General features: G+C 72.9%; 23 protein-coding genes. 4 read left to right on the top strand and 19 right to left on the bottom strand.

Annotation, left to right across the window (positions count from 1 at the left end; translation table 11 throughout):
• Positions 1–36 precede the first annotated feature (36 nt).
• Together LH044_RS06845 and LH044_RS06850 are read right to left on the bottom strand one after the other, a co-directional pair.
• Positions 37–819: an electron transfer flavoprotein subunit beta/FixA family protein gene (locus LH044_RS06845; protein ID WP_227759053.1), complete on the bottom strand. Its 783-nt coding sequence runs from the start codon at positions 817–819 to the stop codon at positions 37–39.
• Entirely contained in the window at positions 816–3575 is a 2760-nt protein-coding gene (locus tag LH044_RS06850) for a bifunctional diguanylate cyclase/phosphodiesterase (RefSeq protein WP_227759054.1), read from the bottom strand. The genes LH044_RS06845 and LH044_RS06850 overlap by 4 nt, the downstream gene beginning before the upstream one ends.
• Before the next feature lie 226 nt (positions 3576–3801).
• Here LH044_RS06850 and LH044_RS06855 point away from each other — a divergent pair, with 226 nt between their 5' ends.
• Positions 3802–4761: a diacylglycerol/lipid kinase family protein gene (locus tag LH044_RS06855; RefSeq protein WP_227759055.1), complete on the top strand. Its 960-nt coding sequence runs from the start codon at positions 3802–3804 to the stop codon at positions 4759–4761.
• A gap of 31 nt (positions 4762–4792) precedes the next feature.
• Here the strand turns inward: LH044_RS06855 and LH044_RS06860 are convergent, their stop codons facing one another.
• Positions 4793–5500 carry a glycerophosphodiester phosphodiesterase gene (locus LH044_RS06860; protein WP_227759056.1) on the bottom strand — a complete coding sequence of 236 codons (708 nt, stop codon included), beginning with the start codon at positions 5498–5500 and terminating at the stop codon, positions 4793–4795.
• 229 nt (positions 5501–5729) lie between these two features.
• On the opposite strand from LH044_RS06860, the gene LH044_RS06865 reads away from it, so the two are divergent.
• Entirely contained in the window at positions 5730–6053 is a 324-nt protein-coding gene (locus LH044_RS06865) for a WhiB family transcriptional regulator (RefSeq protein WP_227759057.1), read from the top strand.
• Between the two features lie 57 nt (positions 6054–6110).
• Here LH044_RS06865 and LH044_RS06870 read toward each other — a convergent pair whose 3' ends face one another.
• The 4 genes from LH044_RS06870 to LH044_RS06885 are packed head-to-tail and all read right to left on the bottom strand — an operon-like array spanning position 6111 to position 10214.
• Complete coding sequence (locus LH044_RS06870) at positions 6111–7769, bottom strand: sensor histidine kinase (protein WP_227759058.1); 1659 nt, start codon at positions 7767–7769, stop codon at positions 6111–6113.
• A 13-nt stretch (positions 7770–7782) separates the two neighbouring features.
• A complete protein-coding gene (locus LH044_RS06875) occupies positions 7783–8976 on the bottom strand; it encodes an ArsA family ATPase (protein ID WP_227759059.1) in 1194 nt (397 codons plus the stop codon).
• On the bottom strand, positions 8976–9935 hold the full coding sequence (locus LH044_RS06880) for an ArsA family ATPase (protein WP_227759060.1): 960 nt from the start codon (positions 9933–9935) through the stop codon (positions 8976–8978). Before LH044_RS06880 ends, LH044_RS06875 begins: the two co-directional genes overlap by 1 nt.
• Before the next feature lie 45 nt (positions 9936–9980).
• Positions 9981–10214 (bottom strand): DUF3107 domain-containing protein, encoded by a 234-nt coding sequence (locus LH044_RS06885; RefSeq protein WP_227759061.1) that lies wholly within the window; start codon positions 10212–10214, stop codon positions 9981–9983.
• Positions 10215–10306: 92 nt separating this feature from the next.
• On the opposite strand from LH044_RS06885, the gene LH044_RS06890 reads away from it, so the two are divergent.
• Entirely contained in the window at positions 10307–11326 is a 1020-nt protein-coding gene (locus LH044_RS06890) for a D-cysteine desulfhydrase family protein (protein WP_227759062.1), read from the top strand.
• Positions 11327–11398: 72 nt separating this feature from the next.
• On the opposite strand, the gene LH044_RS06895 is transcribed toward LH044_RS06890, so the two are convergent.
• The 3 genes from LH044_RS06895 to LH044_RS06905 form a co-directional block, all read right to left on the bottom strand.
• The gene (locus tag LH044_RS06895) at positions 11399–12151 is read right to left on the bottom strand and encodes an ABC transporter permease (protein WP_227759063.1); all 753 of its coding nucleotides are present in this window, start codon (positions 12149–12151) and stop codon (positions 11399–11401) included.
• A gap of 97 nt (positions 12152–12248) precedes the next feature.
• Positions 12249–13220 (bottom strand): ABC transporter ATP-binding protein, encoded by a 972-nt coding sequence (locus LH044_RS06900; RefSeq protein WP_374210597.1) that lies wholly within the window; start codon positions 13218–13220, stop codon positions 12249–12251.
• Between the two features lie 75 nt (positions 13221–13295).
• Positions 13296–13937: a helix-turn-helix transcriptional regulator gene (locus LH044_RS06905; protein ID WP_227759065.1), complete on the bottom strand. Its 642-nt coding sequence runs from the start codon at positions 13935–13937 to the stop codon at positions 13296–13298.
• 69 nt (positions 13938–14006) lie between these two features.
• On the opposite strand from LH044_RS06905, the gene LH044_RS06910 reads away from it, so the two are divergent.
• The gene (locus LH044_RS06910; RefSeq protein ID WP_227759066.1) at positions 14007–14573 is read left to right on the top strand and encodes a DUF1801 domain-containing protein; all 567 of its coding nucleotides are present in this window, start codon (positions 14007–14009) and stop codon (positions 14571–14573) included.
• Positions 14574–14597: 24 nt separating this feature from the next.
• Here LH044_RS06910 and LH044_RS06915 read toward each other — a convergent pair whose 3' ends face one another.
• From LH044_RS06915 to LH044_RS06955, 9 genes are all read right to left on the bottom strand, one after another.
• Positions 14598–15539 carry an SCO4651 family lipoprotein gene (locus LH044_RS06915; protein WP_227759067.1) on the bottom strand — a complete coding sequence of 314 codons (942 nt, stop codon included), beginning with the start codon at positions 15537–15539 and terminating at the stop codon, positions 14598–14600.
• Positions 15540–15561: 22 nt separating this feature from the next.
• Positions 15562–16704: an Mrp/NBP35 family ATP-binding protein gene (locus LH044_RS06920; protein WP_227759068.1), complete on the bottom strand. Its 1143-nt coding sequence runs from the start codon at positions 16702–16704 to the stop codon at positions 15562–15564.
• An 84-nt stretch (positions 16705–16788) separates the two neighbouring features.
• On the bottom strand, positions 16789–18306 hold the full coding sequence (locus LH044_RS06925; RefSeq protein ID WP_227759069.1) for an amidase: 1518 nt from the start codon (positions 18304–18306) through the stop codon (positions 16789–16791).
• Positions 18303–18998: a biuret amidohydrolase gene (biuH, locus tag LH044_RS06930; protein ID WP_227759070.1), complete on the bottom strand. Its 696-nt coding sequence runs from the start codon at positions 18996–18998 to the stop codon at positions 18303–18305. The genes LH044_RS06925 and biuH overlap by 4 nt, the downstream gene beginning before the upstream one ends.
• Positions 18995–19663, bottom strand: a complete 669-nt coding sequence (locus tag LH044_RS06935; RefSeq protein WP_227759071.1) for a cysteine hydrolase family protein — start codon at positions 19661–19663, stop codon at positions 18995–18997. Before LH044_RS06935 ends, biuH begins: the two co-directional genes overlap by 4 nt.
• 81 nt (positions 19664–19744) lie before the next feature.
• Positions 19745–20902 carry a BMP family ABC transporter substrate-binding protein gene (locus LH044_RS06940; protein ID WP_227759072.1) on the bottom strand — a complete coding sequence of 386 codons (1158 nt, stop codon included), beginning with the start codon at positions 20900–20902 and terminating at the stop codon, positions 19745–19747.
• Between the two features lie 212 nt (positions 20903–21114).
• A complete protein-coding gene (locus tag LH044_RS06945) occupies positions 21115–22032 on the bottom strand; it encodes an ABC transporter permease (protein WP_227759073.1) in 918 nt (305 codons plus the stop codon).
• Positions 22029–23267: an ABC transporter permease gene (locus tag LH044_RS06950; protein ID WP_227759074.1), complete on the bottom strand. Its 1239-nt coding sequence runs from the start codon at positions 23265–23267 to the stop codon at positions 22029–22031. The genes LH044_RS06945 and LH044_RS06950 overlap by 4 nt, the downstream gene beginning before the upstream one ends.
• Positions 23264–24808: an ABC transporter ATP-binding protein gene (locus tag LH044_RS06955; RefSeq protein ID WP_227759075.1), complete on the bottom strand. Its 1545-nt coding sequence runs from the start codon at positions 24806–24808 to the stop codon at positions 23264–23266. The genes LH044_RS06950 and LH044_RS06955 overlap by 4 nt, the downstream gene beginning before the upstream one ends.
• Positions 24809–24821 lie beyond the last annotated feature (13 nt).

Here is a 24821-nt window from a genome sequence, read left to right on the forward strand (position 1 = left end):
CTCGTTCGCAGTCGCAGGTCTGGTTCAGCGGCCCGGTCAGATGACCTTGAGGTTGGCCAGGAAGTCGACGATCTTCTGGAAGCCCTCGCCGTCGTCCTCGACGATGGTGCCGGCCTCGCGGGCCTCGGCCTGCGAGATGTCGGTGATCTCCTGCCCGGCGCCGGCCCAGCCGACCTGGGAGGCGTCGAGGCCGAGGTCGGCGACCTTGACCTCGTCGACCGGCTTCGACTTGGCGGCCATGATGCCCTTGAACGACGGGTAGCGGGGCTCCACGACGCCGGCGGTCACGGAGACCACGGCGGGCAGCGGGACCTCGACGTCGTCGTAGCCGGCCTCGGTCTGGCGCTGCACCTTGGCCGTGCCGCCGTCGATGGCGATCTCCTTGGCGAAGGTCACCGAGGGCAGGCCGAGGAGCTCGGCGATCTGCTCGGGCACGACGCCGGTGTAGCCGTCGGACGACTCGGTGGCGGTGAGGATCAGGTCGGCGTCGCCGGCCCGGCCGATGGCCTTGGCCAGGACCTTCGAGGTGCTGAGGGCGTCGGAGCCCTTCAGCGCGTCGTCGGAGACGAGGACGGCCTTGGCGGCGCCCATCGCCAGGGCGGTGCGGAGGCCGCTGACCTCGCTGTTGGGTGCCATGGACACGAGGGTGACCTCGCCGCCGCCGGCGGCGTCCACGAGCTGCAGCGCCATCTCGACGCCGTAGCTGTCGGACTCGTCCAGGATCAGCTTCCCGTCCCGCTTGAGGGTCTTGGTCTCCGGATCCAGCGCACCCGGTTCTGCCGGGTCGGGGATCTGCTTCACGCACACGACGACGTTCATGCGCCGAAGTCTGCCCCGCCCCCGTTCGCCGTCACAAAATCGGCGTGCAACAGCGCCGTGATCTCCTCGGCCGGCACGGGCCGGGAGAAGAGGAAGCCCTGGGCGAGGTCGCAGCCGAGCTCCTGCACCGTCTCGAGGTGCCGCACGGTCTCGACGCCCTCGGCCACCACCTTCAGCCCGGTCTGGCGGGCCAGGTGCATCACGGCCGAGATCACCGCCCGGTGCATCGGGTCGGTGGCCGCGCTGGCGACGAAGGACCGGTCGAGCTTGATGATGTCGGGGGCGATCTCGGTCAGGCGGCTCAGGCTCGAGTGACCGGTGCCGAAGTCGTCGACGGCGAAGCTCAGCCCGGCCTCCCGCAGGCGCGCCAGCGCGTCGAGCGAGGTGTCGAACGTCGTGACCAGGGTGCTCTCGGTGACCTCGACCACGACCTGGCCGGGCGGGATCCGGTGCTCCTGGAGCGACCGGACCACCCGCTCGCACACGGCGGCCTCGGCCAGCTCGCGGCCCGACAGGTTGACCGTGAGCCGCAGGTCGGGGCGGAGCTCGAGCCACTCGGCGAACCGGGCGAACGCCTGCTCGACCATGCGGTCGCCGATCGCCACGATCTGGCCCGAGCGCTCCGCCACCTCGATGAAGCGGCCCGGGCCGAGGAGGCCGAGCTCGGGGTGCTGGAGCCGGACGAGCGCCTCGAGGCCGGCCAGCACGCCCGTCGCCAGGTCGACGACGGGCTGGTAGTGGACGACGACCCCGCCGACGGCGAGCGCCCGGCCGATGAGCGCCCGCACCTCCTGGTCGGGCTGCGCCGAGTCGTCGAGGCGCGGGTCGTAGATCGCCCAGCAGTCCCGACCGGTCGCCTTGGCCCGGTACATCGCCCGGTCGGCCCGGCGCAGGAGCCGCTCCGCGTCGACGGGTTCGCCCGGCCGGCGGTCGACGCCGACCAGGCCCATGCTCATGGAGACGGCCACCTCGCGGTCGCCGATGCGCAGCGGCGCGCGCACGACCGACCGCAGCCGCTCGGCGATCCGCTGGAGCTCGGTGGTCGTCGGGACGTCCTGCAGGAGGACGACGAACTCGTCGCCGCCGACGCGGGCGACGACGTCGTCGGCGCGGAGCACGCCGCGGATCCGCTCGACCAGCTCGACGAGCACGCGGTCGCCCATCTCGTGGCCGAGGGAGTCGTTGACCTCCTTGAAGTTGTCGAGGTCGACGTAGGCCAGGCCCGCCGGCGCCCCCGCCGGCGGCGCGGGCCGTCCGCCGGGTCGCATCCCGGCCGGTCCCGGCTCGGGGGCCTGCAGCAGCTCGAACAGCGCGTAGCGGTTGGCGCAGCCGGTCAGGGGGTCCACCCGGGCGATGTGGTGGAGCTCGTCGACCGAGCGCCGGTGCGTCGTCATGTCGACGACGGCGATGAGCAGGCCGTCGACGCTGCCGTCGGGCCGGTGCACGCCCACCGCCGAGCCGTGCACGAACAGCGAGGTGCCGTCGGCGCGCTCGAGCTCGAGCTCCGCCTCGATCGGCTCGCCGGTCACCCGTGCGATCTCCCAGCGCGCACCGAGGCCGGCGAGCACCTGCTCGTCGAACGCCCGGCGCCAGCCGCGCCCGAGCGCCTGCTCGGTGCTCTGGCCCGACATCGCCGTCCAGCGGTCGTTGGCGAACGTGCACTCCGACTGCTCGTCGAGCACGAGGATGCCCATCGGCGCGGATCGGGCCAGGCGCCGGAAGCGACCCTCGGCCGCCCGCTCCCGCTGGACCTCGAGCGCCCGCAGCGCCGCACCGTGCCGGTCGACCAGCTGGCGGACCAGCTGCAGGTCGCGGTCGACGAAGGCCGGGCTGCCGGCGCTGTAGCGGACGCACATCACGGCGGCGGCACGGCCGTCGGGCAGGGTCCACGGCACCGAGATCAGCGAGTGCGGCACCCGCTCGCCGAGCGGCAGCGGCGCCACGGTCGGGACCGAGGCGGTGAAGGCGGCCGGGTCGACGTGGGAGATCAGCACGGGAAGGCCGGTCGCGATCACCCGGCTGACGGGACCGTCGTCGCTCGCCCGCAGCCCGCCCTCGAACGCGTCGCGCACCATCTGCGCGTCGCGGGGCAGCGTCGAGTCCGTGGCCACGCACCACAGGCGGTCGTCCTCGGCCGTGGCGGCCAGCGCACCCTCGCCGACGACGGTGCCGAGCACGTGCACCAGCGAGGCCAGCACGTCCTCGGGCTCCTCGACCCGCTGCAGCGCCGCGGTCGTGGAGTCGAGCAGGGCCAGGACCTCCGACGTGGTGGCGAGGTCCGCGTTGCGCTCGCTGAGGCGCTGCTGCGCCCGCATCATCTCGGTGACGTCGGTGTGCAGGCCGATGAGGAGGTCGGGCCGGCCCTCGTCGTCGAACGTCGCGAAGCCGCGGCTGCGCATCCACACGATCGACCCGTCGCGGTGGCGGTACCGGACGAGCGCGTCGTACGGCGTCGACGGATCGGCCAGGTGCGCGTGCGCCTGCTCCCGTGCGACGTCCATGTCATCGGGCAGCACCAGGCCACGGACCTGCTCGGAGGTGAGCTCGGTGCCGGGCGGGAACCCGAGCGCCCGGGCGAAGCGCTCGCTGGCCCAGTTCTCGCCGCTGCCGTCCAGCCTCGAGATCCACACCCCGTCGGTCGAGCCCATCTCGAGCACGCGCAGGAGCGACCGGGCGTCCATCCGGTCGAGCAGGTGCGCGGCGAGCTCGGGCCCGGACGGGCCGCTCGGCATCATCTGGGCGCGCTCGGCGCTCACGTCATCGGTTCCTCTCCGCTCACGCCCCCTCGGATCCGATCGGCCGGTCGTCCCGCCGACGTGAGGAATCGTCCCGCGGCCACGCCGGAACGGGTCGGACGGTCCATGTCGGAGCGGTCACCGGCCGCCTCGCGAACGGGCACGGGACCGGCCGGCGCGCCGGGTGGTCGGGCCGGGCGGGGCGCCGGGGTGGGTCCGCGCCGCCGCGACGGACGAGACTCCGGCGGTGGAGGTCCTCCTCGTGGTGAACGACACGGCGTCGTCGGTGACGCCGTCGCGCCGCGAGCGGGTGGCGGCGCGGCTGGCCGAACGCCACGACGTGCGGGTCGCCTCGACGACGCACCGGGGCCACGCGACCGAGCTCGCCCGTGCCGCCGTCGAGGCCGGGGTCGACTGCGTCGCCGTGCTCTCGGGCGACGGCACGCTCAACGAGGCCGCCAACGGGATCGTCGGGTCCGACTGCATCCTCGCCCCGCTGCCCGGCGGGTCGACCAACGTGTTCTCCCGATCGATCGGGCTCCCCCACGACCCCGTCCGGGCGGCCGAGCGGGTCAGCCTCACCCTCGCCCGTGGGCGCAGCGAGCGGATCTCAGTCGGCGAGGTCACCGCGTCGGGCGGCACCGCGGGTGACGGCGCCGGCCGGGTCTTCCTGTGCCACGTCGGCATCGGGTGGGACGCCGTGCTGGTGGCCAACGTCGAGCGCCGGGGCCACCTCAAGCGCCACGCCACCGTCCCCCTCTACGCCTGGGCCGGCGCCTGGGCGTTCTTCCGCGGGTACGACCGGCACCGTCCCCAGGTGCGCGTCCACGTCGAGGACGGCACGGTCACCGGCGGCTGCGTGCCCGACGGTCGCTTCGTCCTCGTGATGGCGAGCGATCCGTACACCTACGCCGGCGGCGTGCCCTTCCACGTCGTGCCGTCGGTGGACCGGCACTCCGCCCTCGGCCTGGTGGCGCTGTCGAGCCTGTCGCTGCCGGTCTTCCTCCGCACGGCCGCGCAGGCGCTCGGCCGCGGCGTCCGCCCCGGCCCGCACGTGCGGGTCGACACCGACGTGCGCGACGCCACCGTCGCCGCGATCGGCGCGCCGGTCCCCTACCAGGTCGACGGCGACCACCTCGGTGCCGTCGAGGTGCTGCGCTTCCGCCACCTCGCCGACGCCCTGACGGTCGTCGCCCTCCCGTCCTGAGCGGCGCCGCCGCCCGCCGGACCGCGAGGCGTCAGGCGGCGAGCGCGGCGATCAGGCGCCCGGGCGTGTTCGTCACGATCCCGTCGATGCCCATGGCGGCGAGCTCGGCCCAGCGGGCCGGGTCGTCGACGGTCCAGGTGTTCACGACGAGCCCACGGGTGTGGCAGTCCTCGAGCAGGGCGTCGGTCACGAGCGGGTCCCACGGGTGCAGCGCCTCGTGGCCGCCGTCGGCGGCGATCGCCACTGCCTCGGGCTCGTGCGTGAGGTCGAACACGAGGAAGCCGGTCTGCAGGCCCGGGTCGAGCTCCTTCACGCGGGTGATCGTCGGCAGGTCGAAGCTCGACACGAGGATCCGGGCCCGGACGTCCTCGGGGAGCGCGGCCAGCACGTCCACCGTGGCGTCGACGACGGCCGGTCCGCCCGGGCCGTCGGCCAGGTCGCCGTCGCTGTTCTTGATCTCCACGTTGACGCCCATGCCCCGGCACGCCTCGAGCGCCCCGGTCAGCACCAGGGTGTCGTCGGGGACCTCTGCGAGCGGGGTGCTCCAGACCGTTCTCCCATCGCGATACCACGCATCGTGGTTGACGATCAGGGCGCCGTCGGCGGCCAGGCGGACGTCGAGCTCCACCCAGTCCGAGCCCTGTTCCCGGGCCGTTCTGAAGGCCAGTGCTGTGTTCTCCGGCACATCGGCGGAGGCGCCACGGTGGGCGATGACGAGGGGGCGTACTCCAGAGGACATCTTCCCGAAACTTTTCCTTTACACACAGAGTGGTCAGCTGTAGGTTCGAGCTTGTTCACGGATTCACAAGTTCCCGACCCGAGCCCGGGCCGGCGGCGGACCGAGGACACTGCACCCCGGAGCAGGCGACTCCCATTCTGCAGCGTCCCGATCAGCAGCCCGAGCTCCTGCCGGCGGGAAACAGCCGGATCGTGGCAGCAACGCACCGGGGCGAGTCGAGCACGCGCCCATGACCATCGTGACGGAGGACATCGTGGCACTCACCTCGAGCCGCAGCCTGAACCTTGCGACCGACGACTGGCGATCCGCGTCGGCCTGCAGCGACACCGATCCGTCGCTGTTCTTCCCCGTGGGCACCACCGGCCCGGCGCTCGAGCAGATCGCTGCCGCCAAGGCCGTCTGCGACACCTGCGACGCCAAGGAGCCCTGCCTCCAGTTCGCGCTCTCGACGAACCAGGACTCCGGCGTGTGGGGCGGCACCTCCGAGGAGGAGCGCCGCAAGCTGCGTCGGGCGTGGGTCGCCCGCCAGCGCAAGCAGGCCGCTGCGTCCTGACACCGGCCGGGAGCCCCGCTCCCCGCCGCCCCGCCGCTCCTCGAGGGGAGCTCCGGGCTAGAGACCGACCGAACGGCCTCCCCCCAGGGGAGGCCGTTCCGCGTCCACCTCGACCCGGCTGACCACCGGCAGGGTCAGCTGCACCCGGTTCCCGGGTCGCCGGGACCCGGGGTCCACCGCCGAGAACTCCATCATCCCGCCGAGCTCGTCGACGAGGCCCCGCACGATCGACAGGCCGAGGCTCTCGGAGGTCTGCGGGTCGAAGTCGTCGGGCAGCCCGGCACCGTCGTCGATCACGGCGAGCCGGAGGACGACCTGGTCGTGGGCCATCACGATGCGGATGCGACCCCGCTCCCCGGGCACCAGCGTCCCGGGCGGGTACGCGTGGTCGACGACGTTCTGGAGCAGCTCGGTCGTGACCACCGCGAGCGACGTGGCCTCGGGCGACGACAGGTTGCCGGCCCCACCCTCGATCACGAACTCGACGGGCACGTCGGGCGAGGTGAGGCCCTCCTCCACCATCCGCACCAGCGGGCGGACGACCTCGCCGAAGTCGACGTCGTCGCCGTCCTCGCGTGACAGCGTCTCGTGGACCAGGGCGATCGACCGGATCCGTCGGACCGACTCCTCGATCGCGACCTTGGCCGACGGCTCGGTGAGCCGGCGACCCTGCAGCCGCAGCAGCGACGAGATCGTCTGCAGGTTGTTCTTGACGCGGTGGTGGATCTCCTTGATGGTCGCGTCCTTCGACACCAGGGCACGGTCCCGGAGGCGCATCTCGGAGACGTCGCGGAGCAGGACGACCGCGCCGTCGACCCGCCCCTCGGTGATCAGCGGGATGCACCGCAGCACGATGTTGACGTCCTCGCGCTCCACCTCCTCGACCGTCGGCCGGCCGTTGAAGAAGGCGCGGTAGGTGGCGGCCGTCTCGGCGCCGAGCTCGCTCAGGTGCTCGCCCTGGAGGCGCCGCTGCACGCCGAGCCGACGCAGCGCGGACACCGCGTTGGGCGAGGCGAACGCGATGCGGCCCAGTTCGTCGAGCAGGAGCACGCCGTCGCCGACGCGGGGACCGCCGGTGGCGATCACCTCCTCGTCGGCGAACGGGAACACGCCATCGGCGACCATCCGACCCAGGCGGCGGAACACGCCGAGGTACACGCTCGCCAGGTCGCTGATGTCGCGCGCGCCCTCGAGCGACGCCTCCCGTGCCAGCACGGCGATGATCCGGCCGTGGTAGCGGACCGGGATGGCGGTGATGCGGATGCGCTCGCCCAGCCACGGGCTGTCGACCACGTCCTCGGCGATCTCGCCGGTGGCCATGGCCTGGGCGATGAGCGGCCGCTGCGTCGAGCTCATGGCCCGGCCGACGACGTCCTCGGTGAAGAGCGTCTGGCCCGTGTTGGGCCGCACCTGGTTGACGACGAGGAACCGGTTGAGACCGGCGTCGTGCGACGGCAGCGCGACGTAGAGGAGCAGGTCGGCGAAGGCGAAGTCGGCGAGCATCCCCCAGCCCGCGACCAGGCGCTTCAGGTGCCGGGAGGCGTCGGCCTCGACCGGCGGCACGACGAGCGCGACGTGCTCGGCCGTGAAGCTGGTCTCGTCGTCGTCGACCTCGATCTCCTTGGCCGCCGCCAGGTCGCCCCGCAGCGGCGGACCGGGGAACCGCGGCGGTCCGGGGACCTGCGCCGCTCCGGCGGCCTCGTCCGCGTGGTCCACGTCGCTCCCGCCCTCAGCTCCAGATCCGCTCGCCCAGGCGGAGCAGCCCGGCCAGGGAGTGGATGTCGTCGTCGAAGTACGGCACCGTCGCCGTCAGCTTCGGGATCTCGGCGAGCTCGGTGCGCTGCTCGGCCTCCCGCCGGGCCACCACCTGGTAGTTGAGGAAGCTCTCCCCCACCTCGCCGAGCACCCGCGCCAGCGTGGCGGCGTCGTCGGCCGGCGGCCCGATGGCCGGTCCGACCTCCGCGGCGACCTCGGGGCCCTGGTGGGCCAGGGTGCGCGCCACCGACGTCGCGGCCCGGTCGAGGAAGAGCTCGGGCAGCACCTTGTTCAGCACCAGCGCGCCGACGTGGTACCCCCGCTCGCCGAGCAGCTTGAGGAAGAACTCGGCCTCGCGGGCCGGGGCCACCTCGAGCGTCGACACGACGATGAACGTCGTCTGCGGGCCACCGAGGAGCGTCGTCACGGCCCGGGCCCGCTCGACGAAGCCGTCGTACATCGTCTGGAAGAGCATGAAGAACTCGGCGATGTCCTCGAGGAACTGCGTCCCGAGGATCCGGTCGGCCACCGAGTAGAAGGGCTTCGAGGCGAAGCTCACCAGCCGCGACCGGTACGGGGTGATCAGCCACCGGAGCAGGCGCGACGAGAAGAAGTCGGCCATGCGCTCGGGTGCGTCGAGGAAGTCGACGGCGTTCCTGGTCGGCGGCGTGTCGACGACGATGAGGTCGTAGCGGCCCGAGGTGTGGATCTCGTAGAGGCGCTCCATGGCCACGTAGTCGTGGCTCTGGACGAACTTGCCGGTGATGTTCTGGTAGAGCGGGTTGACGAGGATGGCGTCGCGGGTCGCGGCGTCGGGCGCGTGGAGCCGGACCAGGTCGTCCCAGCTCTGCTTGGTGTCGAGCATGGCCGCCCACAACTCGCCCTCCGGGCGGGTCCCCGAGGCGGCGAACGCCTCGTCGGGGACGCGGGTCTCGACGTTGCCGAAGCGCTCGAGGCCGAGCGCGCTGGCGAGCCGCTTGGCCGGGTCGACGGTGAGGACGAGCACCTTCCCGCCGAGGTGGGTGGCGGCCGTCGCCCCGATCGCTGCGGCCGTGGTGGTCTTGCCCACGCCCCCGGAACCGGTCGAGACGACGACCTCCTTGGCGGAGCAGAGCTGCTCGATCGAGGCCAGGTGCTCGGCGCTCGGTGCGTCGTTGCGGGCGGCCATTAGAACCCCAGCTCCTCGCCGAGCGCCTCGGCGATGCGCGCCGTCGCGCGCACGCCGTGCGAGCGGTGGAACAGGAACGGCAGGTAGAGCACGGGCAGGCCCGGGGGCAGGCCGGCGCGGAGCCGGTCGAGGTGCGGCACCCGGCTGCGGCGGAGGCTGACCGCGAGCTCGGCGCCGTCGAGCACCGGCTCCACGCCCTCGCCCACTCGCTCCTCGAGCACCGCGACGCCGTCGGGCTTGCGCAGGCGGTCGAAGATCTCCTCCTCGGACCGGCCGAACAGCTCGGGCAGCACCCGGTTCACCACCACCGACGCGACGTCGATGTGGGTCTCGCCCTGCAGGCGTTCGATGAGCTCGAGCGTCTCGGAGACCGGCATCTCCTCGGGGACCGTGACGACGACCACGCCCGTGGTCTCGGCGTCGGTGAGGATGTCGATCATCCAGTCCGTCTGGGACCGGACCAGGCCGACCTTGACCAGGTCGTTGATGGCCACCGGTGCGGCGAGCTGGCCGACGACGTGGCCGGTGGCCGAGGCGTCGACCACGACCAGGTCGTAGTTGCGCTCGCGCACCTCCCAGGTGAACTTGCCGACCGTCAGCAACTCGTTGACGCCCGGCGCCGCGTTGGCCACGAAGTCGAACGTGCGGGCGAGCGGGCCCATCTTGGCGAGCAGCGGCAGCCGCAGGTTCAGCCGCATGTACTCCTTGAGCGACGCCTCGGTGTCCATCGACATCGCGAAGAGGCGCTTGCGGACCTCGGTCGGCTCGAAGCGCAGCGGTCCGACGCCGAGGAAGTCGGCCAGGTTGCCCTTGGCGTCCACCTCGCACACGAGCGTCCGCTTCCCGCGCGAGGCGGCGAGCATCGCGATCGACGACGCGACCGACGTCTTGCCGACGCCACCCTTGCCGGTGACGAAGAGCAGCTTCCGGTCGAGCAGCCCGAGCGTGGTGCGTGCCATGGTGGGTGACCTCCCCCTTCCCGCGCCGGGCGGGAGCGGGACCGATCAGGTGGAGAACCCGAAGCTACGGCCCTCGGCCGCGCTGCCGATCTCGATGTAGGCGATCTTGGCGGACGGCACACCGATCTCGTTGCCCTTGCGGTCCGTCAGCCACAGCACGAGCTTCTCGTCCGCCAGCACCTCGTCGACCTGCGCGCGCAGGGCGTCGCGGTCGACGTCGTCGCCGAGCTGGAGGTCGATCTCCCGGGGGGAGTAGGTCACGCCGATGCGCACGTCCACGTGTGGGGCTCCTGGTCGGATGGTCGGGGTCGAGGGTCGACCCATCGCAGGGGCCAGCCTACCGACCCATCGCTGCGTGGTAGCCACGTGCCGTGCCCGCCGACCCCTTCCTGTCCCCCGTCCTCTCGGCCTTCCGCCGGGTCCGCCTGTTCGAGGCCCCGACCCCCCTGCAGGCCGCGCCGCGCCTGTCGGCCGAGCTCGGCCCCGACGTGCTCGTCAAGCGCGACGACCTCACCGTCCTGGGCCTGGGCGGCAACAAGGTGCGCAAGCTGGAGTACCTGCTGGGGCGGGCGCGGGCCGACAGCTGCGACACGGTGGTGACCTTCGGGGCGCTGCAGTCGAACCACGCCCGCCAGACCGCGGCGGCCTGCGTGGTCGCCGGCCTGCGGTGCGAGCTCGTGCTCACCCGGGCGGTGCCGCGGCACGGGGAGGCGTTCGACCGGGGCGGCAACGTCGCGCTCGACCACCTCTTCGGGGCCACGGTCACCGTGGTGGACAACGACGACGACCTGATCGCCGCGGCGGTCGCCGGGGTGAGCGAGCGGATCGCGGCCCGGGGCGGCACCGCGCACTGGATCCCGCCCGGCGGCTCCGACGCCGTCGGCACGCTCGGGTACGTCGCCGCGGGCATGGAGCTCGGCGAGCAGATCCTCGAGCTCGACCGCCACGTCGGCGACGTCGTGGTCGCCGTGTCGACCGGCGGCACCTACGCAGGGCTCCTCACGGGCCTGCGGATCGCCGGGTCGCTCGCCAAGGTGCACGGCGTGTGCGTCTACAAGCCCGAGCCCCGCACCCGGGAGGTCGTCGAGGGGCTGCTCGCCGACGTCGCCGGGCTCCTCGGGCGGACGCCGCTCCCCGGCACCGCGGTGCACCTCGACGACTCGTTCCTGGGCGACGGCTACGGGCTGCCCCACCCGGGCACGCTCGACGCGATGCGCACCTTCGCCCGCACCGAGGCCCTCGTCCTCGACCCCGTCTACACGGGCAAGGCCGCCGCAGCGCTCGTCGCCTGGGCCGGCGAGCGGCGCTTCGGCGCCGGCAGCGGCGTCGTGTTCGTCCACACCGGTGGCGCGCCCGGGCTCGGCGCCTACCCGGACCTCGACCTGTCCTGACCCCCCACCCGTTCTGTGATGCTCGATACGTCGGGATCGACGTATCGAGCATCACAGAGCCGGCGCGACGGGTCAGCCGGAGAGGCGCTGGAACCGCCGGGCGCTCCACCAGGTCAGCACGATCGCCACCAGGGCCGAGCCGACCAGCCCCCACACCACCGCGCTGTCGCCCCAGTCGCCGGCGAACAGCGAACGGGTGCCGTCGAGCACGTAGGTCAGGGGGTTCGCCTTGGACAGCTTCTCGAGCCACGCCGGCGCGAGCGTCATCGGCAGGAACACGCCGGACAGCAGCAGCAGCGGCAGCGAGACGCCCTGCACGAACGGGGCGAAGGAGTCCTCGTCCTTGAGGATCAGCCCCATGGCGTAGCTGGCCGAGGCGAGGCCCATGGCGAGCACGCACACCGCCAGGATCGACACCAGGACCCCGAGCCACGACGGCGCCAGCCCGAAGGGGATGGCCACCACGGTCAGGATCACGGCCTGCACACCGACGGTGACCGTGTTCGACAGGGCGCGGCCCATGATCAGCGAGGACCGGTGGGCCGGCGTGACGCGCTGTCGCTCGACGACCCCTTCACGCAGCTCCTGGATGATGCCGAAGCCGGCGAAGCCGGCGCCGAAGATCACGAGCTGCAGCAGGAGCCCCGGCACGAAGATCAGCCACGACTCGTCGCCGCCCAGCCCGCCGCCGCTCACGTTGACGAGCAGCGGGCCGAACAGCACGAGGTAGAGGATCGGCTGCGTCAGCCCGAAGAACACCCAGACGGGGTTCCGGATGAAGCTGCGCATCTGTCGGTCGAAGATGACCCAGGTCTCGGTCAGCACGATGGGCTCCTGACGGGTTCGGGCGGGGCGGTCGTGGGTGGGGTGGTCGTGGGCGGGGCGGTCGTGGGTGGGGATGTCGTCGGCGGGGTGGACGCGGTCATGCGGCGTCCTCCTCGCGGAGGGAGCGGCCGGTCAGCGTGAGGAAGACGTCGTCGAGCGTCGGGCGCCGCACCTCGACCGCGGTGAGGGGCAGCGACGCGGCGTCGAGCGCCCGCAGCAGCACCGGCACGGCGGTGTCGCCGCGATCGACGGTCAGGACCAGCCGCTCGCCCTCCCCGCCGACGTCCTCGATGGCGCTCGTGCGGGGCTGCAGCGCCTGGTCGGCGACCTGCTGGGCCGCCCGCAGGTCGCCCTCCACCGCCACGCTGATCACGTCGCCCGACACCTGCGCCTTCAGCGCGTCGGGCGTGTCGTCGGCGACGATCGAGCCGTGGTCCATCACCACGATGCGGTCGGCCAGCGCGTCGGCCTCGTCCAGGTAGTGCGTGGTGAGGACGATCGTGACGCCCTTCTCCTCCCGCAGGAACCGGATGTAGTCCCACAGGTTGGCCCGGCTCTGCGGGTCCAGGCCGGTGGTGGGTTCGTCGAGGAACACGAGCTTGGGGTCGTGCATGAGCCCGAGCGCAACGTCGAACCGCCGACGCTGGCCTCCCGACATCTCGGACAGCGCTCGCTTCTCGAACCCCTCGAGGCTGAGCGACGGGAGGAGGGCGAGCATCCGCTGCTGGGCCTCGGCCTTGCCGATGCCCTGGAGCCGGGCCTGCACGACCAGCTCCTCGCCCACCACCGTGCCCGGCGCGGGGACGGCGCCGATCTGCGCGACGTAGCCGATCCGCCGCCGCACCTCCCGCGGGTCCCGGGCGACGTCGACGCCCGACACCATCGCCGCTCCCGCCGTCGGCGCGAGCAGCGTGCAGAGCATGCGGAGGGTGGTCGTCTTGCCCGCGCCGTTGGGGCCGAGGAGGCCGAGGATCTCGCCCTCCTGCACGTCGAAGTCGATCCCCTTGACCGCTTCGACGGGACCCGTGCGGGTCTTGAAGGTGTGGGTGAGGCCCCGGACGGAGATCACCGATGGGTTCTGGGCGCTGGCGACGTCGGACACGGGACGGAGCCTCGCAGCCCGTCTCCGCATAGTCAAGTTTGATTACTTCTGGAGCTCGTACCGCCACCGCGACGCCGGGTGCTCCTCGCCCTCCGGCTCCTCGTCGGCGAACCAGTACCGACCCTCCTCCAGCCGCCGCCGGAACCCACGGCTCCAGTCGATCTCCGCGTCGAGCCGACTGGAGGTGAAGTCGAGGATCTCGCGCACGTGGTCGGGGATCTCGCCGTCCTCGCCGGTGGCGCCCTCCCGGATCGATTCCCGCTGGAACCGGAGCTGCTGCACCTCTCCCTCGAGCTGCGAGATCCGGGCTCCCATCGCCGCGATCAGCTCGCGCCGGGAGGCGAAGGGCATGAGGCAGAGCGCAGGGATCAAGGGCTCGCTGCCGTGCTCGACCTTCCACCACGCCTCCCGCAGCCCGGTCTGGAACTCCTTCTCCCCCTCGCCGGTCACCCGGTAGCGCCGCTTCGGCCGACCCGGCCCCCGCGGCCCCTCGCCGGCGTCGTCGGCGACCGCCTCGATCAGGCCGTCCTTCTCGAGCGTCGAGATGGCGGAGTAGATGGAGCCGGGCTGGACGTTCGCCCAGTCGCCCAGGTGCCACGTCATGAGCTCGCGCCGGACGACGTAGCCGTGCACGGGCTGGGCGACGCGCATGAGGCCGAGCACCAGGAGCCGCACCGGGGTCATGCCGCGAGGCTAGTCAGATTTGACCACTCCGAGACGGCCCGCCACCGCCGCCCGGGGTACCGTCCGCGGATGGCCGACGCCTCCGCAGGATCCGCGCTCGTGGACGAGTACCTGGCCGGCGTGCCCGAGCCGCAGCGCAGCACGCTGGCGGCGCTCCGGACGACCCTTCGCCGCGTCCTCCCCGGTGCCGAGGAGTGCATCAAGTACGGCATGCCCGCGTTCGCGCTCGACGGGCAGGGCGTCGCCGGCTTCGCCTCGGCCAAGCACCACTGCGGCTACTTCCCCTTCTCGAGCACCGTGCTCACCACGGCGGGCGACGCGGTCGACGGCTACCGGACCTCGAAGGGCGGACTGCAGTTCCCCGTCGACCGGCCGCTGCCCGTCGGCCTCGTGCGCACGCTCGTGAAGCTCCGGATCGCCGAGCTCGGCGCCGTCACCGACGGCGTGCGCCGCGAGTACTTCGCCGACGGGCAGCTCAAGGCCGAGGGGCCGATGAGGTCCGGCGAGCCCCACGGGACGTGGCGCTGGTACCGCAAGGACGGGACGGTGCTGCGGACCGGGCAGTTCCGCGACGGCGAACAGGTCGATGGGCGCGCCGCCGCGCGGGGTGGTGCCGATCGGCACCGCCGGGCGTGACCGAGCGGCGCCGTCGGTGCGAGATCAGTCCCGCTCGGCGCGGAACTCGTCGAACGACATCACGGTCGCCGGATCGGGCGCGGTGACGTCGATCGGCTCCCCGTAGCGGTCGAACACGACGTCGTAGCCGATCGACTCGCCGATCATGGACACGTCGAACCCCGCCGCGGCGGCGACGATGTCGAGCTCGTAGCGCTGGTGCACCAGCAGCCCGGTGTCGTCGACCCAGTAGTGCAGCGTCGTCGTCGGACCGAACGCCCGGGTCGCGTCGGCCGCCGCCGTGCCGCTCAGCACGCCGGCACCGGCGACGCGGTCGAACAGCTCGGCCAGCTCCGCGTCCACCTCGTACTCCGTGGCGGGCCGGCCGTCCACGGTGCCGGCGCCCACCTCTCGCGCCCCGTCCAGGAAGGACAGGTCCTGGAGCGGGCCGAACGGGTCCTGCTGCTCCACGAGCGCCTGGAGGTCCATGCCGGTCATGGCCTCGAACTGATCGCTGTCGAGCGACACCCACGCCGTGCCGGCCGGAAGTCCGGGGAACGCGTAGTACATCGTCCCGTCGACGATCCGGAACGGCACCTGGCCCGCTCCCGGCACCTCGGTGACCCCGGTCTGCACGCGGCCGTCGGAGGTCCCGGACGACTCGGTGACGATCGAGCCGACGGGGTCGGGCATCTCCATCGTCAGCGTCGTCCGCACGGTGGGCTGCGAGCGCGACCGCTCGAGCGCGGCCCGGAGCGCGGCGGCGGCCCCGGGGCTGGCGGGTGCCGGCGGCGCCGTGGTCGTCGACGTCGTCGCGGGGGCGATGCGGTCCGCTCCCCCAGGGACGGCGGCCCTCGGCCCGCTGGTGAGCTCGACGCCGTCGGGCGTCCCGTCGCCGCAGCCCGCCACGGCCAGCACGGCCGCGGCGACCGCCAGCGCGGCGACGGCACCGCGGCGCGACCGACCCACGGCCTTCCTCGTCCTCATGCCGATCGTGTTCGGTGCGCGATCAGAGGATCTTGAGCTCGGCGTTGAAGCGCCGGGTCGGCGCCAGCTCGACGTCGACCCGCTCGGCGATCGCCGCGAACTCCTTCGCGGCCTCCGAGTCGGGCTCGGCGACCGTGATCGGCGTACCGGTGTCGCCGCCCTCGCGGAGGGCGGGGACCAGCGGGATCTGTCCGAGCAGCGGCACCTGGACCTTGTCGGCCAACGCCTGGCCGCCGCCGCTGCCGAAGATCTCGTATCGCTTCCCGTCGTCGCCGGTGAACCACGACATGTTCTCGATCACGCCCTTGAGGTCGAGGCGGACCTTCTCGGCCATGAAGGCGGCGCGCTGCGCCACCGTCTGCGCCGCCGGCTGCGGCGTGGTCACCACGTACAGCTCGGCGCGCGGCAGGTACTGCGACAGCGAGATCGACACGTCGCCCGTGCCCGGCGGGAGGTCGACGACCAGGTAGTCGGGCTCGTCCCAGTACACGTCGGTGAGGAACTGCTCGAGCGCCTTGTGGAGCATGGGGCCCCGCCAGATGACCGGCTGGTCCTCCTCGACGAAGAAGCCCATCGAGATCAGCCGGACGCCGTGGGCCTCGGGCGGGATGATCATCTGGTCGATCAGCACCGGGGGGCGCTCGATGCCGAGCATCCGCGGGACAGAGAAGCCCCAGACGTCGGCGTCGACGATGGCGACCGACTTCCCCCGTGCCGCCAGCGAGATCGCGAGGTTGGTGGTCACCGACGACTTGCCGACGCCACCCTTGCCCGACGCCACGAGGAGGACGCGCGTCTTCGACGACGGGTCGGCGAACGGGATGGCGCGCCCCTCCGAGTGGCCGTGGGTCGGCTGCGAACCCGCGGTCGACGCCGGGTCGCCGTGCAGCTTCTGGCGGAGGACGGCCCGCTCCTCGTCGGTCATCGAGGTGAACTCGAGGGCGACGCGGTCGACGCCGTCGAGCGCGGTGACGGCCTCGGTGGCGCGCCGCTCGATCTCGTTCTTGAGGGGGCAGCCGGGCGTGGTGAGGGCGATGGTCAGGGCCACCGTCCCGCCGTCGACCTGCACGCCGCGCACCATGTCCAGGTCGACGATCGAGCGGTGCAGCTCGGGGTCCTGGACGGGGCGCAGCGCATCGATGACGGCGTCAGAGGTGGGGGCCATGCGCTGAGCTTCCCTGCACGACGCCGCCGACGGCAAGCCGCCCCGGCGTGCCATCCGGCGCCTCCTCGCCCCCGCCGGTGCGCCTCAGGTGCCGAGCGCGCGCTCGAGCGCCGTGCCGGCCGAGACCAGCAGGTCCTCCCGGTCGGGCGGGGCGACGAGCTGCAGGCCGACCGGCAGCCCGTCCACCGTCCCGCACGGGACCGACAGCGCCGGGAAGCCGACGAAGCTCCACGGGATCGCGTTGCGCGACAGGACCATCAGGAACCGGGCGAAGTCGTCGGCCGGGGGCGCGACGACCGGCGACGTCGGCATGGCCAGGACGTCGTGGTCCCGGAACTGGTCGAGCAGCCGCTCGGCCAGCTCGGCCCGCACGCGCTGGGCGTCGAGGTAGTCGATCCCGGTCACCTCGTCCGCGCTGTCGAGCTGGTCGGCCACCTCCTCCCAGTAGCGGGTCCGGTCGAGCCCGAGCGTCCGGTGGGCGGCCGCCGCCTCGACCCGGCTGACCACCAGGCCCGCCGCGTTGGCGAGCTCCAGGTCGTCGGCCGTCGGGCGCAAGGCGAGGCCCACGGCCACGGCCGGGACCGAGCCGAGGGCGCCGATCGCGCCCTCGACCACGCCCTGCAGCGCCGGGTCGGCACCGTCGAAGCCCGCGCCGACCACCCCGATGCGCAGCCCGCCGTCGCCGCTCGCAGTGCCGAGTGGGCTCACCGCCGCCAACCTCCGACCGCCGCCGAGCAGCTCGTCCAGCACCAGCGCCGCGTCGGCGACCGACGCGGCGATCACGCCGGCGTGGTCCATCGTCCACGCCAGGCTGACGATGCCCTCGGTGGGCACCCGGCCGTACGTGGGCTTCAGCCCGACCGCGCCCGACAGGGCCGACGGGATCCGGATCGACGCCCGGGTGTCGGTGCCGATCGACGCCAGCCCCATGCCGGTCGCCACCGCGACCGCGGATCCCCCGCTCGAGCCCCCGGGGATGCGCGACGGGTCCCGGGGGTTGCGGCTCTGCGGCGACGTCACGCCGAGCGCGAACTCGTGCGTGGCGACCTTCGCGAACGGCACCGCGCCGCCGGACCGCGCCCGAGCCACGGCGACCGCGTCGCGCTCGGGGTGGTCGAGGTACGCGTCGGAGCCGCAGCGCGTGGGCAGGCCGGCGACGTCGATCACGTCCTTCACGGTGATCGGCACGCCGTGCAGCGGACCGCGCCACACGCCCTCGGCTGCCTCGAGGTCGAGCGCCGCCGCCTCGGCGAGCGCGGCGTGGACGTCCATGGCGACGACGCCGACCAGCTCCTCGTTGCGGGCCGCCACCGCGTCGACGGAGCGCTGCAGCAGCTCGACCGAGCTGGTCATCCCGGCGCGCAGCGCCCGCACCGCGTCGTGCAGCGGGCCGGCTGCGTCGGGCGACACGCCGGCCGCCGACGCCGGCCGCCTCGGCGCCGGGCGACCGCCGAGGTCCGCGGCGGGCGGCGGGTCGTAGTCGAACGGGACGCGCCGGCGCCGGCCCGGAGGGTGCGCGGCCAGCACCGAGCGCGCGTCGATGAACGAGGACCGGGCCACGCTGCCACGCGGCCGGGTCCCGGGCCCGTCGGTGGACGTCACGATCCGATGGCCTCCAGCAGCGCCGAGGACGGGGCGATCGCCCCGAAGACGCCGCCCTGCATCGTGACCATCTTCAGCGCCGACTCGTAGTTGCCCACGTCGGTCGCGCCGGTGCAGTCGGTCAGGAGCAGGCACTCGTAGCCGCGGTCGTTGGCCTCGCGCATCGTCGTGTGGACGCACACGTCGGTCGTGATGCCGGTCAGCACGATGTGGGTGATGCCGTGCGTGCGCAGGACCAGGTCGAGGTCGGTGGCGTAGAACGCGCCCTTGCCGGGCTTGTCGATGATCGGCTCTCCCTCGAGGGGGTACACCTCGGGGACGATGTCCCAGCCGGGCTCGCCGTGCACGAGGATGCGCCCGCAGCCGCCCTCGTCACCGATGCCGGCGCCGATCTGCTTGGACCGCCACAGCTTGTTGGGCGGGCAGTCCGACAGGTCGGGGCGATGGCCCTCGCGAGTGTGGACCACCAGCCAGCCGGCGTCGCGCACGGCGTCGAGGACCTTGGCGGTCGGGCCCAGCCCGGCCCGCGTGAGCGACAGGTCGTAGCCCATCCGGTCGACGTAGCCGCCGGGACCGCAGAAGTCGGTCTGCCAGTCGATGTTGATGATCGCCGTTCGTGCGGGATCGATGACGCCGTCGTAGGGCCAGGCGTACGGCTCGGCGTCGACGGTCGTCTTCTGGGCGCCGGTCATGCGGACTCCTCGAGTGCTGGTTCGTGGTCGGGGGACGGCTCCGGCCTGCTCGGCGCGGAGGCGGCGGCGGGAGCCGCCGATCGGTGCTGCTGGAGCGACTCGAGGAGCGGGGCCACCGGGCCGATGGCCCCGAAGATCCCGCCCGACATCGTCACCGAGTGCAGCTCGTGCTCGGACGTCCACGGGTCGAGCGGGGCCGACACGTCGATCGGGGTCAGGCACTCGTAGCCGCGGTCGTTCGCGCTGCGGACCGTGCAGGACACGGTCACCTCGGCGGCGAGCCCGACCACGACCAGCAGGTCCCGGCGCCGGGACCGGAGCTCCTGGTCGAGCGAGCTGCCGAAGAACCCGTCGTGGCCGGCGGCCGACACGAGCACGTCCTCGGGACCGGGGCGCAGCACCGGCGCCCAGGCCTCCATGCCCACCTCGGGCAGGAGCGGACGCGGCCGCGCCGCGGGCGAGGTGTGGCGGACGTGGCAGACGATGCCGCCCGACCGCCGGACCGCACCCGACAGCTCCTCGATCCGGTCGATCGCGGTCGGCACGTCGAGCGATGCCTCGGCGTGGGCCCGCTGCACGCCGGTGACGACGAGCGCGAGCCGGGTGGGGTCGAACGCGCCGTCCCAGGGCCAGGGGTAGGGCTCGGTGGACGGGATGGTGGTCATGTGGCTGCGTCCATGGGCGCGGGCTCCTCGGTCCGGCGGTCCCCGGTCCCGCCGGTGTCGGCGGGACCGGGGACCCGGCGGTCACATCGACGGCATCTCGCCGACGACGCCCTCGACGAAGGCCGAGTTCATCTCCTCGACCTCGGCGTAGGTCGGCTGCTTGCCGGCCGGCACCATCTCCTCGCCGGTGTTCGACGTCAGCGGACCGGCGAAGGGGTTCAGCTCGCCCGAGGCCAGCTTCTGCTCCGCCTCGTCGACCAGCGCCTTCGTCTCGTCGGTCACCGACGGGCCGAACTCCGACTTCACGAACGGGTTGTTGCCGTCCTGGTAGCCGACCCGGTAGTTGGCGTTGTACTTCGAGCCGGTGAAGTCGCCGGCAAGCGCCACCTTGACGATGTCGGAGTAGAGGTCGTCCCAGTCCCACTCCGAACCGCCGAGCCAGCCCTTGGGCGCCAGCTCGGACGCATCGGCGTGGTAGCCGACCACGAACTTGCCGGCGGTCTCGGCCGCCTTGGTGATCGTCGCCGTGCAGTCCTGGTGCTGGGTCAGCACGTCGGCGCCCTGGCCGAGGAGGCTCTCGGCCGCCTGCGCCTGCGCCGCCGGGTCGCACCAGCTCGACGTGTTCACCACGTAGGTCTTCACGTCGGGGTTGACCGAGGCCGCACCGAGCTGGAAGGCGTTGATGTTCGCCACCGTCTGCGGGATCGGGAAGGCGTAGACGTAGCCGAGCTTGTCCGACGTCGTGGCCTTTCCGGCCAGGATGCCGGCCAGGTACACGGGCTCCCACACGGTGCCGAAGTAGGTGCCGAGGTTCTTCGGCATCTCACCCTCGACGAAGCCGCCCTGGTGGACGACCACGACGTCGGGGTTGTCGGCGGCCACGCTCTTGGCGGCGTCGAGGTGCCCGTAGCTCGTGGCGAAGATGATCTTGGCGCCCTTGTCGATCATCCCCTGCATGACCCGGGCCGCCTCGTCGGTCTCCGGCACGTTCTCGGCCGTGAGCACCTCGAGGTCGGGGTTCGCCTCCTTGACCGCCTGGGACGCCTCGTAGACGGCCTGGTTGTAGCCGAAGTCGTCCTTGGGGCCGACCATGATGAAGCCGACGGCTTCGCTGTCCTTGCCGGGCGCCGAGCTCGAGCCCGAGTCGGCGTCGGCCGAGCTGGTGCCGCCGTCGTTGCTGGAGCACGCCGCGGTGAGGAGCGCGATCGCTCCGAGCGCCGCGACGGCCAGCAGCGCCATCGAGCGCCTGGGGTTCCGCCTCCGTTGCGGTCGGGTCGACCGTGTCGTTCCTGTGGGCATGGCTGTCCTTTCAATGAGCGCCGGCGGGCCGGCGGGGGTCAATGAGCGCCGGCGGGCCGGCGGGGGTCAATGAGCGCCGGCGGGCCGGCGGGGATCGATGAGCGCCGGCGGGCCGGCGGGGTCGAGGTTCCGGGGTTCGGGATCGGGTGGGCTCAGGACACGGGCGACAGGTCGAAGACCTTCCGCAGGCCTTCGGGCGTGTCCTCGGCCTGGCGCTTGGCCAGGACCATCAGCGCCAGGATCGTCGTGGCGTACGGGATGGCGTGCAGGGCGAACTGGTTGACCGAGTAGCCCCGGGACTGCAGGGCCGGCGAGAGGGCGAGGGCGGTGCCGAAGAGGAACGAGCCGGCCCAGACGGGGACGGGCCGGCGGTTGGCGAAGATCACGACCGCGACGGCGATGAAGCCTCGCCCCTGGATCATGTTCTCGAACCAGGCGTTCGCGTAGGCCGTCGACAGCTGGGCGCCGCCGATCCCGGCGAGCACGCCGCCGAGCACCACGCCCGCGTACTGCACGGGCAACACCCGGTGGCCGTAGGTGGCGAGCACCTCGGTGCGCTCGCCGACGCCGCGGAGCAGGAGGCCCCAGCGGCTGCGGAACAGCAGCCACCACGTGGCCGGCACGAGCAGGTACACGAGGTAGGTCAGCGGGTCCTGCTGGAAGAACACCTCGCCGACGAAGGGGATGGACCCGAGCAGCGGCAGGTCGACGATCTCGAACGGCGTGATCGTCTGGCTCACGTAGGCGACGCCGAACAGCGACGTGAGCCCGAGCGCGAGGAACAGGACGACGAGGCCGGTCGCGAGCTGGTTCGCTCCCCGGGACAGGACGAAGAAGGCGACGACCAGCGAGAGCAGGCCGCCCGCGACGGCGCCGCCGATCGCGCCGAGCCACGGGCTGCCCGACTGGGCGGCCACCGCGTAGCCGGCGCAGGCACCGGCGAGCATGCAGCCCTCGGTGCCGAGGTTGACCACGCCGGCCCGCTCGGAGATCGTCTCGCCGAGCGCCGCGTAGGCGATCGAGGTGGAGCCGCGGACCCCGCCGCTGAAGATCTCGGTGAGCAGGTTCACGACGGGCTCCCCTCGGTGACGGTGGTGTCGGTGCGGTCGGTCACGTCGACGACGTCGGGCGCGCCGTCGGGTACGGCGTCGGGCAGGTCGACGGCGGGCGGGGCGCCGTCGAGCGCCGCGCCGGGCTCGGCGCTCGGCTCCGGTGGCGCCGCGGTCGCGTCGGCCGGCGGCTTGAGGAAGAGGAAGCCCTTGCCCTTGCCGGTCCATCCGAAGACGGCGAGGAGCACGCAGGCCATCAGGACGTTCACCGACGCCGCCGGCAGGCCCGAGTCGATCTGCAGGCTGTCGCCGGCGACGGTGAGCGCAGCGAGCACGATCGACGAGATCACCACCCGCACGGGGTGGTGCCGGGCCAGCCAGCTGGCGAGGAAGGCGATGTAGCCGTACTGGAAGAGGAAGCCGCCCCGGAGCTTGAACTCGGCGCCGGCGATCTGCGTGAAGCCGCCGATGCCGGCGAGGGCGCCGCCGACGAGCATGGCGCCGAGCATGAGCGCGCCGACCCGGTAGCCCGCCCGGCGGGCCGCCTCGGGGTTGCCGCCGACCACCCGGAGCCGGAAGCCCCACGTCGTGTAGCGCAGGACCGCCCACACCACGCCGACGGCGACCAGGGCGATGATGAAGCCCATGTGCAGCGTCGTCGTCCCGATGAGCGGCAGCCGTGCGTTCACCGGCAGCTCGACGCTCTGGGGCTGGCCGGAGCCGTTCGGGTCCTTCCAGGCGTCGTAGATGAGGAAGCTCATCAGGTCGATCGCGAGGTAGTTGAGCAGCAGCGTGGTGACGGCCTCGTTGATGCGCAGCTGCTCCCGCAGCACGCCGGCGATGCCGGCCCAGAGCGCACCGGCGATGGCGGCGCCGATCAGCATCGCCGGGAGCAGGATCGCCATCGGCGTGCCGCCGCCGAGCATGTTGACCACGCCGGCCGCGGCGATGCCCCCGAGGACGAGCTGGCCCTCGCCGCCCACGTTGGTGAGCCCCGCGCGGGCGGGCACGGCCACGGCGAGCGCCGCCAGGATGATCGGCGTCGCCTTGATGAGGACCTCGTAGACGGACTTGGTCCGGGTCAGCGACTGGAACATCTCCGAGTAGGCCTCGATCGGGCTGACGCCCTTCGACCAGATCACGGCACCGAACACCACGAAGGCGCCGACGATGGCGACCAGCCACCGGAGGAAGGTGTCGGCCCGCTCCCGGCCTCGGGAGGTGCCGTCGGGCGGGGCGAGCTGTGCGGCGGTCACGACGCGCTCCCCTCGCCGACGCCGGCGCCGACGGGCACCGACTCGCTCTGGATCATGAGGGCTCCGATCTCGTAGCGGTCCGTCTCGGCGGGGTCGAGGACGCCGACGACCTTCCCGGCGTTCAGGACCACGATCCGGTCCGACAGCTCGAGCAGCTCGTCCAGGTCCTCGGAGATGAGCAGCACCCCTGCGCCCGCAGCCCGGTGCTCGAGCAGCAGCTCCTGGGTGCGCCGCGTCTTGGCGATGTCGAGGCCCCGGCACGGGTACGCCGCGACGACGAGCGACCGGGGCGCCCCGAGCGCCCGGGCGAGCATCACCCGTTGGATGTTGCCGCCGGACAGGTCGGCCACGACGCGGCTCCCGGCTGCGAGCTCGAGCCCGGTGCCGGCGGCCAGCTCGTCGAGGCGGATCTCGACCGCGTCCCAGTCGATGCCCACCCCGGAGCGGAAGGCGCCGAGGTCGTCGAGCGCCACGTGCTCGGCGACGGTCAGGCCCGGGACGACGGCGTCGGTGATCGGGTCCTCGGGGACACCGGTCGCGCCGTGGGCCATGGCGTCGGTGACGCTGTGGCGGGTGAGCGGCTCGCCCGACATCACGACCGTGCCCTGCTCGACGGACCGGAGGCCGAGCGCCACCTCGTAGAGCTCGCGCTGGCCGTTGCCGGCGATGCCGGCGACGCCGACGAGCTCGCCGGCCCTCACGTCGACGGTCACCCCGTCGAGCGCGATGCCGCCGTCGTCGCCCTTGGCCACGACGTCCTGGACGTCGAGCACCCGCGCCGCCCGGTCGTCGACGGCGACCCGCTCGCTCGCCAGCGGGGCGACCGCCACGCCGACCATGTGCTCGATGAGCTCGGCGTCGTCGAGGGTCCGGTGGTCGGCGCCCTGCAGCACCATCTTCCCGCCCCGGAGCACCGACACCCGGTCGGCGATCGAGCGGGCCTCGGCGAGCTTGTGGGTGATGATGACGATCGACAGGCCGTCGGCCCGCAGCGAGTCGACCGCGCCGAACAGCGCCTCGACCTCCTGCGGCGCGAGCACGCTGGTCGGCTCGTCGAGGATGACCAGCCGGGCGCCGGCCAGCAGCACCTTGAGGATCTCGACCCGCTGGCGCTCGCCGATCGACAGGTGCCGGACGAGCGCCTTGGGGTCGACCTGCAGGCCGTAGCGCTCCGACGCCGCCGAGATCCGGGCCGCCAGCTCCTTGCGGGAGAACGTCGGCCCGTGGAGCGGCAGCGCCAGGGCGATGTTCTCGGTGACCGTGAACGCAGGGATCAGACGGAGGTCCTGGAAGACCATGCCGATGCCCGCCTCCCGGCCGACGGCCGGCGAGCTGATGTCGATCACGGTCCCGTCGACGGCGATCTCGCCCGCCGTCGGTTGGTAGGTGCCGTAGATCATCTTCATCAACGTCGACTTGCCGGCGCCGTTCTCCCCGAGGAGGGCGTGCACCTCGCCGACGGCGATCTCGAGGTCGACGGCGTCGTTGGCGACGAGGTCGCCGAAGCGCTTGGTCAGCCCCCGCACCTCGAGACGGGGCACGCCGGCCTGTGGT

The sequence above is a fragment of the Dermatobacter hominis genome, assembly GCF_020715685.1.
Lineage (GTDB): Bacteria > Actinomycetota > Acidimicrobiia > Acidimicrobiales > Microtrichaceae > Dermatobacter > Dermatobacter hominis.